Genomic DNA, 13,880 nt, shown 5'->3' with positions numbered 1-13,880 from the left:
GAAACCCCGGAGAACTACGAGGCCGGGCTCCATCTCCGAGGCTCGATCATGTGGCTGAAGCTCCTCACCTCAACCACATGATCCGAACCTCAAACAGCTCCTAGGAGCCTTGGCCGACAGGACATCAGGCACTATGACCAGATGATCGCCTTGCGGCGGGCATGCCCGGGCCCGGTTGAGGAATTCGGGGGTTGAGATTGGTAAGCGTCGTTAATCGGGTGGCGTGTATTCCTCGCAGGGGGCCCGGTGTCTTTCACCGTATGTGCTCCGTTGGACGAGTGGCGGGTGACGGTCAGGATCCGTGCAGCCAGATGCGGAGTGGGCCGAGTGCGGTGAAGCCGCTGGCGAGCGCGTGCGCGAGATCGTCTCCGTGCGCGTAGCCGACCAGGGGAAGGCCGGGGAAGTGGTTGGCGGCTGCGGTGATCGCTGATGACCAGGCGATGGCAACGTCACTGCTGTCGACCGCGAAGAGGTTGGAGAGGCCGACCATCCCGGAGCTGTGGTTCAGGACGACGCCCCCGCAGAGGTCTTCGCCGTTGTGAAGGGCGAGTACCAGCACGGACGGGTCGTCAAGCAGCGCTGGACGGAAGACGTCCGGGGTTCCGTCACCGCCGTGCCAGGTGGCCTGCCAGTCGCGGAGCTGGGCGGCTGTGGAGACCCGCTCGGTGCGCAGGGTCGGCGTTGTTGCCCTTGTGGGGGTTTCTGCTGGGCGGTGGATCCACTGGGCGGTGAAGAACTTGACGAAGCCGTCCGAGGTGAGGTCGAGAGCGGCGAAACTGTCCTTGATCGAACACCCGGGTGACGCCGTGTCGATCTCGGACAGGAAGTCGGTCGGCACCGCGTCGGGGTGCAGGGTGACGGCATCGGGGTAGTACGGCGGCGTGCGGCGGGCACTGTGCCAGGCCGTCTCGCTGAAGGTGTTTGGTATGCCGTGGGAGCGGCAGACTGAGGCGCACCAGTCGGCGTTGTTTCGAGCCGCGGCGACACGGATGAAGGTTGTCTCGGCTGAGGTCACCCAGGAAGGTTGGCACTGCTCAGGCCCGACCGCATACGCGTTTTCCAGTCGGGCTGGTTCGGCTGTCATGGGTGGTCTCCGGGGGCGTAGTGCTTCCAGAGGGCTCCGGCGGCGGTGACGATGCGGGTGGTGCTCTTGTCGTGGACGCGGCACCGGCCGGGCGGGAGACCGGCCTCGCGAACCGGCCGGTCAATCCCGTCAGGTGTCGAAGCGGCGGCGGGCGGATTCGATGTGACCGAAGTACTCGTGGGTCCAGCCGCAGATCAGATCTACCGTGGCGCGCAGGGCCTGGCCAGGTTCGGTGAGGGTGTATTCGACCCGTGGCGGCACCGTCGGGTGTACCTTCCGCTCGGCCAGGCCATTGCGCTCCAGCATGCGCAGGTTCTGGGTGAGCATCTTGTGGCTGATGCCCTCGACCTCGTTGCGCAGCTCACTGAAACGCAGGGTGCGCTCGCCGAGAGCCTCGATGATCAGCAACGCCCACTTGTTGGCGACGTCCGAGAAGATCTCTCGCGCGAGGGAGTCGGCGCGCCTCAGGTCCGCCTCGTCGGACAGGTTGCTGAGCCCTTTGCTCACCATCAGGTTCCCCAGTCACCGAAAAGTGCGTTCTTCCACGTCACCGGACACTCTCCTACAGTTCTTGAGTAACTGCAAGAGAGTAACAATGGGAGAGATCATGGTTGTCACGCTCATCAACCCTGACGGGCATGTCCGCGTGCCGATCTATCATCACGTCGCCGTGGCGACGGGAAGCAGGCAGGTCCACCTCGCGGGCCAGGTGGCCTGGAACGAGAATGGCGAGCTGGTGGCGCCTGGCGACCTGGCCGGGCAGGTCGCCCAGGTCTACCGCAACGTCGCCAGGGCGCTCGATGCGGCGGGGGCGACGTTCCACGACGTCGTCCGCTTCACGTGGTACGCCGCAGGCTGGAAGAGGGAGATGTACGACGCATTCAACGCGGGCATCGAGCAGGCGGCGCGCGAGTTCGACCTCGCCACGCCGCCACTCGCGTTGATCGGGGTCGACATCCTCTTCGAGCCCGGCATCCTCGTCGAGGCCGAGGTCACCGCGATCATCGACTGAGCGGCGGGGCGTCCGCCGCTGGCAGGTCGGCCCCGCCCGCGCGGGGACGCTCGCCCTCCTCGGGCAGGGGGTTGAGGAACAACGGAACGGAAACCGGCGCTAAGCACGCCGGGCAGCTTGTGACGTTTTGACCTGGGGTTACTGGCTGCCAGAACCTTCAGCGGTCGTGTTGATCGGCCGTGTGGAGGTTGTGGGTCATGCCGGTGGAGTTCCTGTCCGATGAGCAGGCGGCTCGGTACGGGGCGTGCGTGGGGGCGCCGTCGCGGGCGGAGCTGGAGCGGTTCTTCTTCCTGGACGACGCGGCGTCCAGGCCGGTCCGGCGGACGGTCTCCACCATCAGCACCGCGCCGGCCTGTGAGACAGCACCAGCCCCACCGCCCCGGACGCGGACGCGGACGCGCGGATAGAACCCACTAGGGGTGCCACCGGAATACGGCGGAACCGGGCCGCGGGACGGTAGAGCCGCTGCTCAGCGCTGGGTTGGCGCCTCGTAGGCAGTGGAGCGGCCGATCTTGAGGGTGCGGGCGGCCTCGGTGCCCGAGGCGCCGTCGTCGAGCAGACGGCGCGGCGTGGCCGGTGCGGCGGGGTGCCGCTCAGTGGCCGCCACCGGCGGCGTGCTCCCGGCGGTCGAGGTCGGCCTGCATCTGGGCGAGCCACTGTCGGCCCCTTCTGCGCCCGTCGGGGAGTTGGTCGTCGCGGTCCCAACGCCAGGAGACCGCGAGGGCGAGGCTGAGGATTCGGCAGTCGGCGAGCAGCACGGAGTCGGCGCCTGGGTAGTGTGCGGCGACGTCCTCCGGAGCATGCGCGAGGTCGAACTCGACGGGTCCGCGGCAGGCGGTCTCCAGGTCGATGAAGAGCGGTCCGTCCGCGGTGGCGAGCAGGTTGTCGGGGTGCGGTTCGCCGTGCAGGAGCTGTTGCCGTGTGCCGCGGTCCAGGATCGCGCGGCTGATTCCGTGGAGGGTGTCGGTCAGCAGGGCGCGTTCTGCGGTGCCGAGGTCCGGGCTGACGGCGGGGTCCTCGACCGCCCGGAGGGCGTCGGCGACGCGGTCGGTGAAGTGCGGTGCGGCGAAGTTGATGCGGCGCAGGCCGGCGTGCAGCCGGGCAAGGGCGTCGGCGTAGGCGGCGGGTGGGTGGTTCCCGGGTGCGGCGGTGGGCTCGTAGTAGGTCCAGAGGGTGACGGCGAAGCCGTCACGGACATGGACGCGGGGCTCGGTCCTCGGATCGAGACCCGCCACCGGGCTGCCGGTCCCGGCGAGGCGCCGGGTGATCTCGACCTCGAGGTCGAGGCGGTACGCGAGGGACGCGACCCGGGCGAGGATGCCGCTGGGCCGCAGCCGGACGGCGATCCGGTTCGATTTGTGCAGCACAGCGGCGTCGTCGGCGCCCAGACCGTACTCGGCGGCCGTGTCGACGGCCGCGGCCACCGCCCGCGGGATCTCGGTGTCCTTCACGTGTTCGGTGCCTCTCCCTGCTGGAGTTGATGTGCGGCGCAGGCCCTTGGCCCGACCGAGCATCCGGTCACCAGCCCCCTTACGGCGGTGTTCAGAAACGTACACGTTCTCGGACGACAGGCTCACCTGCACGAATGCTGTCCCAAAACCTACGTCCAAGAAGTCCCTGCCGCTCGGCGGCCCGAATCCGCCGTATTCCGGTGGCACCCCTCGGTGAACGGCCGGCCATGGCTGACGCCGGGAAGCTGCTCGGCCGTGCTGCGGGCCAGGTGCTGAAGCCGGTTGCCGGTGATGGACATGGCCGCCTCAGCGGGTGCCGAACCGCGCCGCATCGACCGGTCGGCGCGACTTGGGCAGCTTGGCGACCACCAGCCGGTAGGACTCGGTGACCAAGTCCTTCACCAGCTTCTCGTCAAGGGAGTCACCGGGAGCAAGCGTGATCCAATGCCGCTTGTTCATGTGATAGCCGGGAGTGATGTCCGCATACGCCTCGCACAACGCCTTGGCGTCGCCCGGACGCGCCTTCACGATCACCACCGGCCGGCCGGGAACCTCGGTCAGCAACATGAACCATTTGTCCACAACCCTGAATGCCTCCCAACCCGGCTCGAAGGAGTACAGCGTTGCCGCCGGCAGCTCCTCAGCCCGCTGCTGCGCAATGTCCTGCAGCGCCTTCCCGTTCATCGCGGCTACCCCTCAGCACTCCTCAGCACTGGCGAATGGGCGGGCGACGTCATCGTGCGTCTTCCCGCCCCTGTTCCCCTCGCTCTGGCACCGGGCGTTACCGGCGACCGATTCGTAGACTTCTGCCCCTATCCTCCTGATGGCGCATCCGCGTCAGAAGCGGTCATGCGTCAGCAAAGGATCTCCATGCGGCCAGAAGGGGCCGCGGACCTGCAGCTCTGGCACCGCAACCGGCCGCTCGATCATCCCGGGAACCAGCACCGGAACGCGCGAACTCAGCTCGCGTGATGCCTGGCCGCTCGGGATCGACGACCCCCAGGGGGTGTACGGACAGCGGCACCGCGTCCGCGCCCGGGCAGAGCCATCCGGAGAGCGCAGGGTGTCTCCTGGCGACTATGAGCTGTCCGCCCCTAACGAGCCGATGTGCCGGAAGCGAACTCATCATGGATGAGTGCCGCGGATCTCACCGTCCGTGACGGCGACGCGGCAGCCCTGACACGACACCCTCCCTGTGCTCGAAGGAGATTGCCATGACCGCCACCGCACCTACGGCCCCGACTGCACCAGGGGTGCGGTCCTGGTGGGGGATCCCGTACGCCACCGCCGAGCGGTACCGCCGCCCCGTGCTCGTGGACTTCGATCCGGAGCGCCCCTACGACCGCAAGGGTGTTGCCCCGGTCCAGCCTGACAGCGGCGACTGGCTGGAGGCGGACAGCGGGATGGGCGAGGACTGCCTGAACCTGAACGTGTGGGCTCCCCAGGAGCCTGCCGGGCAGGCGCTGCCGGTGGCTGTGTACATCCACGGCGGCGGATTCGAGTACGGCGCCAACACGCAGATCACCTCGAACGCTGCCGGCCTGGCCGCGTCGGGACGTGTGGTGGGCGTGTCGATCAACTACCGGCTCGGCGCCTTGGGCGCGGTCTCGCTGTCGCAGTACGGCGGCGCTCTCGCCGAGGCCAGCAACCTCTGCCTGCAGGACGTCATCGCCGCGCTGACCTGGGTCAAGCAGAACATCACCTCTTTCGGCGGCGACCCTGGCAACGTCACCGTCTACGGCCACAGCGCCGGCGGCTTTTCCGCCTTCGGGCTGCTCGGCGCCCCCTCCGCCGACGGCCTGTACCGGCGTCTGGCCGGGTTCTCCGGCGGTCCCGCACGTCTCAGCCGGCCTGGTGGGCCGAGGATCTCGCGCACCGGTTCGTCACCGAACTCGGCGTCGCGGACAACCCGGACAAGCTGCTCGACCTGGACACGCCCGCTCTGGTGGCCGCCCTGCACAAGGTCACTCCGAGGGACCTCGGTGTCCGCGCCGGGGTGGATGCCAAGGCCATCGGTGTCGTCCTGGACAGCGGACAGCCCGGTGCGGTGCTGCGCGCCCACCCCATGGACGTCCTGGCCTCGGGCGCGCACCGGGACGTCGATGTCCTGCTGAGCATGGCCAGTGATGAGATGGGCTGGTGGGTGGCGAACGACCTCGACCGGTTCGACCCGCACACCGTCGATCGCGTCATCGACGAAGTCGCCGGGTGGCGCCTGCCCCGCTCCCGCGCGAAGAAGATCGTCGACGTCTACGACCGGGGCGGCCGCACTCCGGCCGAGGTCCGCGCCGCGCTCCTGAGGGACTACGTCTACGGGCTCCCCGCCGCCCGCGGCGCCCTGGCCCACGCCGCCGCGGGCGGAAACGCCCACCTCCTGATGATCGGGCCCGCCGAGGGGGCGCCTGCCGTGCACGGCACCGAGATGTATGCCCTGGTCGGCCAGGAGCAGCCGGGCCGCAGCGCCGAGCAGGCCGAGCGTGACACCCGTATCCGCGATATCGTGCTCGACTTCGCGACCGGCGAGCAGTCTCGTCTGTGGCCCGCCGTCACCGACCGGCCCATCGCGGGAAGCGTCGGCAAGCCCCCGTTCCAGGCCACCGCGCACTACCGGGCGGCCCTCGACCTGTGGGAGGGCATCGACCGCCCCTGACGGTCATCGGGCGATACAGGGACACGGAACGGCGCACTCCCGCCGTCGTCACTGGCCCGGCGGTCCGGACGCACTGGTGCGAACACTGCGCAGCCCTGACTGCCGGGCATCCCGATACCGGGTGGCCGGAGCGGTTGTCGTCGGCCGAGGACGCCGCCGTAGGCGGTGACCTTCGTCGGGCGGAAGCGGCGACGACCATGCCGGGCACGCCGACGCGTCTGGAGCCAGAGTTGCATCTTCACATCTCAGCGGGCAAGAACCGCGATAGATCGGCAAGAACGCGATAGGAGATCGGTATGAGCCAGCCGGCAGCAGCCGACGACGCCGCACCGGCGACGATGCGGGCCGTCGTCGTCACCCGGCCCGGGGGCCTGGACGCACTGGAGATCAAGGATGTGCCGGTGCCTCCGCGCAAGCCCGGCTGGGTGCGGATCAAGGTGAAGGCGTTCGGCGTCAACGAGTCCGAGGTCACCACCCGCAAGGGCGAGTCGGACCCGGAGGTCACCTACCCCCGTATCCCCGGCATCGAGGGCGTCGGCGTGGTCGACCAGGCCGACGAGGACAGCGGGCTGCACCCTGGACAGCAGGTGGCGACCATGATGGGCGGCATGGGCCGCTCCTACGACGGTGCCTACGCCCAGTACGTGACCGTCCCCGCCGGACAGGTCATCCCGTTCGAGACCAGCCTGCCGTGGGACGTGGTCGGCGCCCTGCCGGAGATGTTCCAGACCGCGTACGGCTCGCTGACCCGCGGCCTGGACCTGAAGGCCGGGCAGAGGCTGCTGATCCGCGGCGGCACCTCCACGGTGGGTCTGAGTGCGGCGGCGATGGCCAAGGAGATGGGCGCCACCGTCATCTCCACCACCCGTCACGCCGAGCGGGTCGGCGAGCTGCGGGCGATGGGTGTCGACCACCCGGTCGTGGACGACGGGCGCCTCGCCGAGAAGGTCCGCGACCTCGTGCCGCGGGGTGTGGACGCGGCGCTGGAGCTGGTGGGATGCACGGTCCTACCGGACACCTTCCGTTGTGTGCGGGTGCACGGCACCGTCTGTTTCACCGGCGCTCTGGCGGGCGGGTGGTCCATCCCCGACTTCAGCCCGTTCCTGATCCCGGGCGGGGTGCGGTTGACCAGCTACGCGGGCCAGGCCGCCGACCTGCCGGCGGACGTCTTCGCCCGCCAGCTCCGGGCCCTCGCCGAAGGCCGCCTCATGGCCCCGGTCGCGAAGGTCTACCACGGCCTGGAACAGGTCCGTGACGCCCAGGCCGGCGTCGAGTCCGGCGCCATGGCGGGCAAGCACGTCGTGGTCCTGAACGACTGAGCGGCGAGTCTGCGGGGGCGCCGCACCCGGCTCACGGATCAGTCGCACGTGCGCGGGCCGCGAAGGCGGCTGGGGTGATGCCGGTGCGGTCGCGGAAGAAGCGGCCGAAGTTGGCGGGATCGGTGAAGCCGAGGTGGGCGGCCACGCTCCGGGCGTCCCACCGGGCGCTTCCCAGCAGGCGCCGGGCTTCGAGCAGGCGCCGCTCGTCGATCAGGTCACGCACCCCTTTACCTGTGGCGTCCCGGGCGGCGCGGCTGAGGGTACGGACCGAGCAGCCCAGCAGCTCGGCGTAGTCCGCCGCGCGGTGTAGTTCGCGAAAGTGCAATTCCAGGGCGTCGGCGAACCGGCCGTAGGTATCACCACGGCCCGTGCCGGTCGTCGCCGCGCCCGTGGGGGTGATGCCGGGGGCGTTGGCCAGGCGCAGCAGCAGCGATTCGAGCAGGCTGCGCCGCAGGGCATGGTGGACATCCAGAGGGCGGCGCCCGAGCGCGCGGTGTTCGTCGAGGAGTTGCAGTGCCGTCTGATGCAGCCAGGCGGCGTCGTCGGGGTGCGGGCTCAGCACGGCGGGGGCCTGGTGCGCGGTGATCGGGGCCAGGAGGCGGGTGGTGCCAGGGGTCAGTACGCCCGGTTCGAACAGGATGAACGGGCCGCGGGCGGTGCCGGGCGGATGCCAGCGCTGCGCATGTCCGGGACGCACCCACAGCCACTGGCCGGGGGTGACGATCCGCGTGACGTGGTCGACGTCGTGCCGCAGCTCGCCCTCGGTGACCGTGATGAGGTAGTGGAAGGTGGCGCGGCCCGGACGGGGCGGGTTCCACGGCCAGTCATCGTGCTGGACGAAGAAGTCCTCGACGGTGCTCACCTCCAGCCCGTAGGGCGTGCCGATCGGGGGCTGGAAACCGTACAGCGGGATCGCGGCAGGTCCGGCCTGCCCGCCCGGCCCGAGGTGTCGTCTGGCGACCATCACGTGTCCGCAGTCTACTGCCTGACGTGCCGCGTTCACGGAGAGGATAGGGGTGCCGCCGCGACCGCGCGGCGCACTGTCGGCGCCCTACGGCGTCCAGTCCGCCACCACCGGAGGAAGGAGACGTTCATGAACGGACCGACCCTGCACAAGACCGCCGCCGACTGTGCGGGGGAACTTCCCGGAGCCCGGCTGGATCATCCCTTCGGCGACGACTGGGAGGTCTTCAAGGTGCGCGGCAAGGTGTTCATGCTGATGACCGAGGTCCCCGGGCGTCCCGTCGTGATCCTCAAGGCGGAGCCAGGCGAGGCGCTTGCCCTGCGGGAACACAACAGCCACATCACCCCCGGCTACCACATGAACAAGAAGCACTGGATCACGCTGGAAGACGGGGAAGGCGTCGATGAGTCCCTCGTCAGGGAACTCATCACCGAGTCCTACCGGCTTGTCGTCGCCGGCCTGCCCAAGGCCGAGCAGCCCGTCGACCCGCACGCCTACGGCGGCGGCACGCCGACGGCCCGGTGAACGCGGCCGGCGACCGGCTCCAGCAGACCGCCCGCCGCACGGCCCTCGCTGCCCGGCGCCAGCAACGCACGCCCCTTCACCCTCCAGCTCGACGTGGACGACCAGGAACACCTTGCCCACGACCTTGTACTCTCGATCGGGCCGAAACCCGGCATCACCGAGCGCCTCGTCACCGGGGCGGTCAAGAATTCCTACGACCTGGTCGTCGAACGGCTGCGGCGCTCACCCGCCCCCGGTGACGGGTGAGCGCCGCGAGCTTGCCCGCGAGCGGCTGAGCCCTCGCTCGCCGGCGACCCGCGCAAGGCTCGCCACGCCCGCACACGACCGCACACGTCCGCCACCGACCCCGAGAGACCGATGGAAGCGACCCTGCCGCTCTTCGACGAGGAGCCCGCCCGGCCACTCGCCGACCGCCTGCGCCCCACCCAGCTGAAAGAGGTCGTCGGACAGGACCACCTCCTGGCTCCGGACGCCCCGCTGGGCCGCATGATCGCCCAGCGGCACCTCAGCTCCGCCATCCTGTGGGGGCCGCCCGGCGTCGGCAAGACGACCATCGCCCGGCTCCTCGCGCACGCCGCCAACCTGGCCTTCGAACCGGTGTCGGCCACCTTCTCCGGCGTGGCCGACCTGCGCAAGGTCTTCGCCGCCGCACAACGCCGGCGCGGCATCGGCCAGGGCACCCTGCTGTTCGTCGACGAGATCCACCGCTTCAACCGCGCCCAGCAGGACAGCTTCCTCCCCTACGTCGAGGACGGCACGATCACCCTGATCGGCGCCACCACGGAGAACCCGAGCTTCGAACTCAACGGCGCCCTACTCTCCCGCACCCAGGTCCTCGTCCTCAAACGCCTCGACCAAGCCGCACTGTCCACGCTCCTCGACCGCGCCGAGCAGTCCACCGGCCTCCGGCTGCCCCTGGACGACGACGCCCGCACCGCCCTGATCGCCATGGCCGACGGTGACGGCCGCTACCTCCTCAACATGGCCGAACAGCTCCAGGCCCTCCCCGACACCGAAAACGCCCTGGACACCGCAGCGCTGGCCCGCCACCTCCAGCAGCGCGCCCCCCTGTATGACAAGACGCAAGAGGGCCACTACAACCTGATCTCCGCGCTGCACAAGTCCATGCGCGGCTCCGATCCGGACGCCGCGCTGTACTGGCTCGCCCGCATGCTCGACGGCGGTGAGGACCCCCTGTTCGTCGCCCGCCGCCTGGTCCGCTTCGCCAGCGAGGACATCGGCATCGCCGACCCGCACGCCCTCCAGCAGGCGCTCGCCGCCTGGGACGTGTATGAACGGCTCGGCTCCCCCGAGGGCGAACTGGCGATCGCCCAGGCCGTCGTCTACCTCGCCACCGCACCCAAGTCCATCGCCGTCTACCGCGCCTTCAACACCGCACACCGCGCCGCCCGCCGCACCGGCTCACTCATGCCACCGGCCCACATCCTCAACGCCCCGACCCGGCTGATGAAGGACCTCGGCTACGGCAAGGACTACCAATACGACCCCGACACCGCCGACGGCTTCTCCGGCGCCGACTACTTCCCCGACGGCATGGACCGCGAGACGTACTATCAGCCCACCCGCAACGGCTACGAAACCCAGATCGCGGACCGCCTGCGCCACTGGGCCGCTCTGCGTGCTCGCAGACACAGCGACTGACAGCCGACCCATGGACATGAAGAATCCGTCGCCCAGGTCCTCACGCGCCTCACTGAGGAGTGATGCCCTCGGCACCGCAGGCGGCTTCACGTTCCGTGTTCTCATAAATGATCAGTTGCTAGAGTTCTGCAACACCCCCGCATCGCGTCCGTTTTGACCCGATATTCGTTCGCAGAAACCCTCTCAAAACGCCCATGTTCTGCAACACAGTTCTGAGGGACTGCCGGGATGGATCTGACGCCCGATCAAGCCGCACATGGACAGAACGACACGCCTGCCCCAAATGCGAGGCCCCCGCCGGGAGCCCGTGCCGCACCCGCGGCAACAAGACCGCGACCAAGTACCACACCGCCCGCTTCATCCTCGTCCCCGCCCCGCGCGAGGAACTCGAGGTTCCCGTTCACGACGGCCGCGGCCCCGGCCGGCCATGGAAGCCGGGCCCGCCGATCGAGGCGGCCCCGGCGGCGCCTGTCGCCCAACCGATCCGGATCGGCTACGCCCGCTGCTCCACCGCCCAGCAGGAGCTGCAGAGCCAGCTGGACGCCCTCACGGCCGCGCACTGCAAGCGGATCTTCTCCGAGAAGATCAGCACCCGCGTCAAGGTCCGCCCCGAGCTGGACAAGGCCCTCACGCTTGCCTACGACATCAAGCAGGCCGCCCCCGACCAGGAGGTCGTCCTCACTGTCCACGAACTCAAGCGCCTGGCCCGCAACGCCGCCGAACTGATGACCCTGTCCACCCAGCTGCAGAGTGCCGGCGTGCAACTCGAACTCCTCACCGGCCCGCTCACCGGCATCTACGACCCGGGCGGCATGGGCGCCATGTTCTTCGCCGTGCTCGCCGTCGCCGCCCAGCTCGACCGCAACTACATCCGCGAGAAGACCCTGGAGGGCCAGCACGCCGCCGCGGCCAAGGGCAACCACGGCGGCCGTCCGAAAGTCATCGACGACGACGCACTCACCTTCGCCCTGGCCCTGAAGCACAAGGGCGTCCCCGTCCCGCAGATCGCCAGGAAGCTCACCATCAAGACCGGCAAGAACGCAGGCAAGTCCCCGTCGGTGGCCTCGGTGTACCGGGCGCTCGCCGAAGCCGAAGAGCAGCACGCGCAGGACCCGCAGGACGACGCGGACCTCAGCGGCCCCCGGCGGCCGATCCGCACCCAGATCACCGGGCCCGGCGGCACCGACCCCGACCTGACGGACCGCCTCCAGCGGCAGGCCTTCGGCGAAGGGGCGGGCGAGTGATCCCCGGACCACACCGGATGAAATGTGGCGCCCCGCTGCTCGGCGCGCGGCCCGGGCAGTGCGGCCCCTCGGCCCGTATGGCACCGGGATGCCCGACGCTGAACCCGATGCTGAAGATGTGGAGATCGAGCTCCTGGTGGTGCCCGACTGCGCCCCCAACCGGCAGCTCGCCACCGAACGGCTGCGGCAGGCTGGGCCAGACCGGACTGCACCCCACCGGTTTCACCACCAGGTGATCGCCGATCAGGCCGAACGGACGGGCTTCACCAACTCCCCGACGATGCTGATCGACGGCCGCGACCAGCTCCACCGGCAGGCCCTCCGAGTCGCCGCCACCAGGCGCACAGGCCATAACCGGGACCACCGACGGGAGAGCCCACGGCCGAGCACGCCATCCATAGATCAAGCTTCCTGTGAGATGCGAGTGAGGCTTCCCAACAGGTCAAAGCAGCTATGGAAACCTCCGTGGCCTGTTTCTGGCGCCAGTGCCCCTACGAGCCGCCGCACCTGGCCAGCCTCGGCCGCTATGTACGCCTGGGCGAGGAGACCTCCGCCCGCATCACCGCCGAAGCCGACCCCATCCAGCGGCGCCGTCTCCGCTGACGCACCGCACCAGAACAGCCGACCGCTCATCAGTCAGCCACACCTGCAGAGCCTGCTCGTCATCGGGAGGGGCTCGGCCCGCATCCCGGTGCCGTCCATGCCTATGTAGGCCCACAGACCAAGTACGCCGGAAAGGGCTAGTGGGTTGACATAAAGACAGATATCGAGCACCACGACCTGCGAAAACGCCCCAGTGATCGTTATCGTGCCGGACTTATCCCGCCATGTTCGAGCCGTAACCATCGCGGGCACACCCCCGCGACCAGGCGACTATCCCTTTCAGCGTTACTTGGTCTGCGCCCCTATGTATCGCTGCAGGTCAGGCAAATCCGTTGGAAATTTCCCCGGGACTACATCGAGGCCAGGTAGGTGCCGCCGGAGGCGAAGACGCGGCGGATCCGCTCATCGGGGGCCAGGGGTTTGACCGCCAGGCGGTGGCCGTCACCGCCGTCGTCGAAGACGGTCCATGCTCCGTCGACGTCGAGGGTGACCGGCTCGCCGGGGGCGGCCGGCAGGTAGCCGCGCCGGCGATACCAGCGCAACACCGGCCGATCGGCGGAGCGGACTTTGGCGAACACCAGACGGCACCCGCCGGAGCGCAGCTGCTCTTCCGCAGCTGCAAGGAGGGCGGTGCCGACACCTGCGCCGCGGGCGGGAGCGGTGACGGCGAGCAGTTCGAGTTCGGCCAGCGCACCGGCCAGGCGCCGCTGCCCGCGGGGGCCGAGCTCGGCGTACTGGTCGATCAGCCGCACCGGCGGGCAGGTGTAGGCCAATCCGAGAGGTGGGTCGCCGGGGGCCGCGGAAGCGCGGGCCACCAGCGCGCATCCTGTGCCGTGCGGCAGCACCAGGCGACCGCCGTGGCGGTCGATCGCCGCGGCGAACGCTCCCGGAGCGGCCGGCACCACGCCGTCGGCGCCGAGCGCGACCTGAGCCAAAGCCTCCACGGTCGCCCCGTCTCCGGGCTGCGCCACGCGGATCACCGGGGGCTTGGTCTGGGCAGGTCGCTCCATGCGCGGTGCACCCGCGGCCTGATCAAAGGTCATCGTCGTTGGCCCTCTTTAGAAGGATGAGGCGCTGACAGTGATCGTTCCGGCCTCCGGTGGAGACAGCAGCAGCGCACACGCCTGCTCCCGGGTCAGCCGCGGGGGACGAGCGGCAGGCGAAGCGGTCCGGTTGACCACGGATACCTCACTTTCCTCGGCGGGACGCAGGTCGCGGCCTACCGGGCGCAGCCGGCGGGCAAGACCCGAGGGAGACCACAGGGGGTGTTCACGAATGGGTTTGGCCAGCGGCTGAGACTGGGTACGGAAGATCGCTTCCCGCGAGAGCGTTGATCGTTTCCCACCGTTACCCCACGAGGCCTGCG

General features: G+C 69.6%; 17 protein-coding genes. 9 read left to right on the top strand and 8 right to left on the bottom strand.

The annotated features are described in order from the left end of the window. Positions 1 to 292: 292 nt before the first annotated feature. Both IEZ10_RS38030 and IEZ10_RS38025 read right to left on the bottom strand, forming a co-directional pair. Positions 293 to 1,015 (bottom strand): hypothetical protein, encoded by a 723-nt coding sequence (locus IEZ10_RS38030; RefSeq protein ID WP_229812080.1) that lies wholly within the window; start codon positions 1,013 to 1,015, stop codon positions 293 to 295. A gap of 198 nt (positions 1,016 to 1,213) precedes the next feature. After that, a complete protein-coding gene (locus IEZ10_RS38025; protein WP_189251345.1) occupies positions 1,214 to 1,594 on the bottom strand; it encodes a winged helix-turn-helix transcriptional regulator in 381 nt (126 codons plus the stop codon). A 136-nt stretch (positions 1,595 to 1,730) separates the two neighbouring features. Between IEZ10_RS38025 and IEZ10_RS38020 the strand changes: the two genes are divergently transcribed. Then, entirely contained in the window at positions 1,731 to 2,096 is a 366-nt protein-coding gene (locus tag IEZ10_RS38020; RefSeq protein ID WP_308426341.1) for a RidA family protein, read from the top strand. Between the two features lie 157 nt (positions 2,097 to 2,253). On the opposite strand, the gene IEZ10_RS38015 is transcribed toward IEZ10_RS38020, so the two are convergent. The 4 genes from IEZ10_RS38015 to IEZ10_RS38000 all read right to left on the bottom strand — a co-directional run bounded on the left by IEZ10_RS38015 (position 2,254) and on the right by IEZ10_RS38000 (position 4,231). Next, positions 2,254 to 2,439, bottom strand: coding sequence for a hypothetical protein (locus tag IEZ10_RS38015; protein ID WP_189251343.1), 186 nt, complete (start codon positions 2,437 to 2,439; stop codon positions 2,254 to 2,256). A gap of 126 nt (positions 2,440 to 2,565) precedes the next feature. Next, complete coding sequence (locus IEZ10_RS38010; protein ID WP_189251342.1) at positions 2,566 to 2,703, bottom strand: helix-turn-helix domain-containing protein; 138 nt, start codon at positions 2,701 to 2,703, stop codon at positions 2,566 to 2,568. Next, complete coding sequence (locus IEZ10_RS38005) at positions 2,690 to 3,547, bottom strand: phosphotransferase (protein ID WP_189251341.1); 858 nt, start codon at positions 3,545 to 3,547, stop codon at positions 2,690 to 2,692. The genes IEZ10_RS38010 and IEZ10_RS38005 overlap by 14 nt, the downstream gene beginning before the upstream one ends. 306 nt (positions 3,548 to 3,853) lie before the next feature. Beyond that, entirely contained in the window at positions 3,854 to 4,231 is a 378-nt protein-coding gene (locus IEZ10_RS38000; RefSeq protein WP_189251340.1) for an MmcQ/YjbR family DNA-binding protein, read from the bottom strand. A gap of 530 nt (positions 4,232 to 4,761) precedes the next feature. Between IEZ10_RS38000 and IEZ10_RS39700 the strand changes: the two genes are divergently transcribed. The 3 genes from IEZ10_RS39700 (at position 4,762) to IEZ10_RS37990 (ending at position 7,516) form a co-directional block, all read left to right on the top strand. Beyond that, on the top strand, positions 4,762 to 5,661 hold the full coding sequence (locus tag IEZ10_RS39700) for a carboxylesterase family protein (RefSeq protein WP_229812079.1): 900 nt from the start codon (positions 4,762 to 4,764) through the stop codon (positions 5,659 to 5,661). Next, complete coding sequence (locus tag IEZ10_RS39695) at positions 5,544 to 6,197, top strand: hypothetical protein (protein ID WP_229812081.1); 654 nt, start codon at positions 5,544 to 5,546, stop codon at positions 6,195 to 6,197. Before IEZ10_RS39700 ends, IEZ10_RS39695 begins: the two co-directional genes overlap by 118 nt. 296 nt (positions 6,198 to 6,493) lie before the next feature. Further along, positions 6,494 to 7,516, top strand: a complete 1,023-nt coding sequence (locus tag IEZ10_RS37990; protein ID WP_189251339.1) for an alcohol dehydrogenase catalytic domain-containing protein — start codon at positions 6,494 to 6,496, stop codon at positions 7,514 to 7,516. A gap of 31 nt (positions 7,517 to 7,547) precedes the next feature. Here IEZ10_RS37990 and IEZ10_RS37985 read toward each other — a convergent pair whose 3' ends face one another. Continuing rightward, entirely contained in the window at positions 7,548 to 8,480 is a 933-nt protein-coding gene (locus IEZ10_RS37985) for a helix-turn-helix domain-containing protein (protein ID WP_189251338.1), read from the bottom strand. A gap of 129 nt (positions 8,481 to 8,609) precedes the next feature. On the opposite strand from IEZ10_RS37985, the gene IEZ10_RS37980 reads away from it, so the two are divergent. The 5 genes from IEZ10_RS37980 to IEZ10_RS37960 all read left to right on the top strand — a co-directional run bounded on the left by IEZ10_RS37980 (position 8,610) and on the right by IEZ10_RS37960 (position 12,514). Continuing rightward, positions 8,610 to 9,005 carry an MmcQ/YjbR family DNA-binding protein gene (locus IEZ10_RS37980; protein ID WP_189251337.1) on the top strand — a complete coding sequence of 132 codons (396 nt, stop codon included), beginning with the start codon at positions 8,610 to 8,612 and terminating at the stop codon, positions 9,003 to 9,005. 93 nt (positions 9,006 to 9,098) lie between these two features. Next, positions 9,099 to 9,251, top strand: a complete 153-nt coding sequence (locus IEZ10_RS37975) for a hypothetical protein (RefSeq protein WP_229812078.1) — start codon at positions 9,099 to 9,101, stop codon at positions 9,249 to 9,251. Positions 9,252 to 9,362: 111 nt separating this feature from the next. Beyond that, a complete protein-coding gene (locus tag IEZ10_RS37970; RefSeq protein WP_189251336.1) occupies positions 9,363 to 10,667 on the top strand; it encodes a replication-associated recombination protein A in 1,305 nt (434 codons plus the stop codon). A gap of 194 nt (positions 10,668 to 10,861) precedes the next feature. Then, positions 10,862 to 11,911, top strand: coding sequence for a recombinase family protein (locus IEZ10_RS37965; RefSeq protein WP_229812077.1), 1,050 nt, complete (start codon positions 10,862 to 10,864; stop codon positions 11,909 to 11,911). Between the two features lie 465 nt (positions 11,912 to 12,376). Further along, complete coding sequence (locus IEZ10_RS37960; protein WP_229812076.1) at positions 12,377 to 12,514, top strand: hypothetical protein; 138 nt, start codon at positions 12,377 to 12,379, stop codon at positions 12,512 to 12,514. Positions 12,515 to 12,864: 350 nt separating this feature from the next. On the opposite strand, the gene IEZ10_RS37955 is transcribed toward IEZ10_RS37960, so the two are convergent. Beyond that, on the bottom strand, positions 12,865 to 13,524 hold the full coding sequence (locus tag IEZ10_RS37955) for a GNAT family N-acetyltransferase (protein WP_189251335.1): 660 nt from the start codon (positions 13,522 to 13,524) through the stop codon (positions 12,865 to 12,867). Between the last annotated feature and the right edge of the window lie 356 nt (positions 13,525 to 13,880).

It is taken from the genome of Streptosporangium pseudovulgare, from assembly GCF_014648055.1.
GTDB classification, from domain to species: domain Bacteria; phylum Actinomycetota; class Actinomycetes; order Streptosporangiales; family Streptosporangiaceae; genus Streptosporangium; species Streptosporangium pseudovulgare.
This window is presented reverse-complemented; position numbering and strand designations above follow the sequence as displayed.

Excerpts from the sequence above, each read along its gene's own strand:
- IEZ10_RS38025 (WP_189251345.1), bottom strand. The coding sequence starts at position 1,594 with ATGGTGAGCAAAGGGCTCAGCAACCTGTCCGACGAGGCGGACCTGAGG.
- IEZ10_RS38000 (WP_189251340.1), bottom strand. The coding sequence starts at position 4,231 with ATGAACGGGAAGGCGCTGCAGGACATTGCGCAGCAGCGGGCTGAGGAG.
- IEZ10_RS39700 (WP_229812079.1), top strand. The coding sequence starts at position 4,762 with ATGACCGCCACCGCACCTACGGCCCCGACTGCACCAGGGGTGCGGTCC.
- IEZ10_RS37990 (WP_189251339.1), top strand. The coding sequence starts at position 6,494 with ATGAGCCAGCCGGCAGCAGCCGACGACGCCGCACCGGCGACGATGCGG.
- IEZ10_RS37985 (WP_189251338.1), bottom strand. The coding sequence starts at position 8,480 with ATGGTCGCCAGACGACACCTCGGGCCGGGCGGGCAGGCCGGACCTGCC.
- IEZ10_RS37980 (WP_189251337.1), top strand. The coding sequence starts at position 8,610 with ATGAACGGACCGACCCTGCACAAGACCGCCGCCGACTGTGCGGGGGAA.
- IEZ10_RS37970 (WP_189251336.1), top strand. The coding sequence starts at position 9,363 with ATGGAAGCGACCCTGCCGCTCTTCGACGAGGAGCCCGCCCGGCCACTC.
- IEZ10_RS37965 (WP_229812077.1), top strand. The coding sequence starts at position 10,862 with ATGTTCTGCAACACAGTTCTGAGGGACTGCCGGGATGGATCTGACGCC.
- IEZ10_RS37955 (WP_189251335.1), bottom strand. The coding sequence starts at position 13,524 with ATGGAGCGACCTGCCCAGACCAAGCCCCCGGTGATCCGCGTGGCGCAG.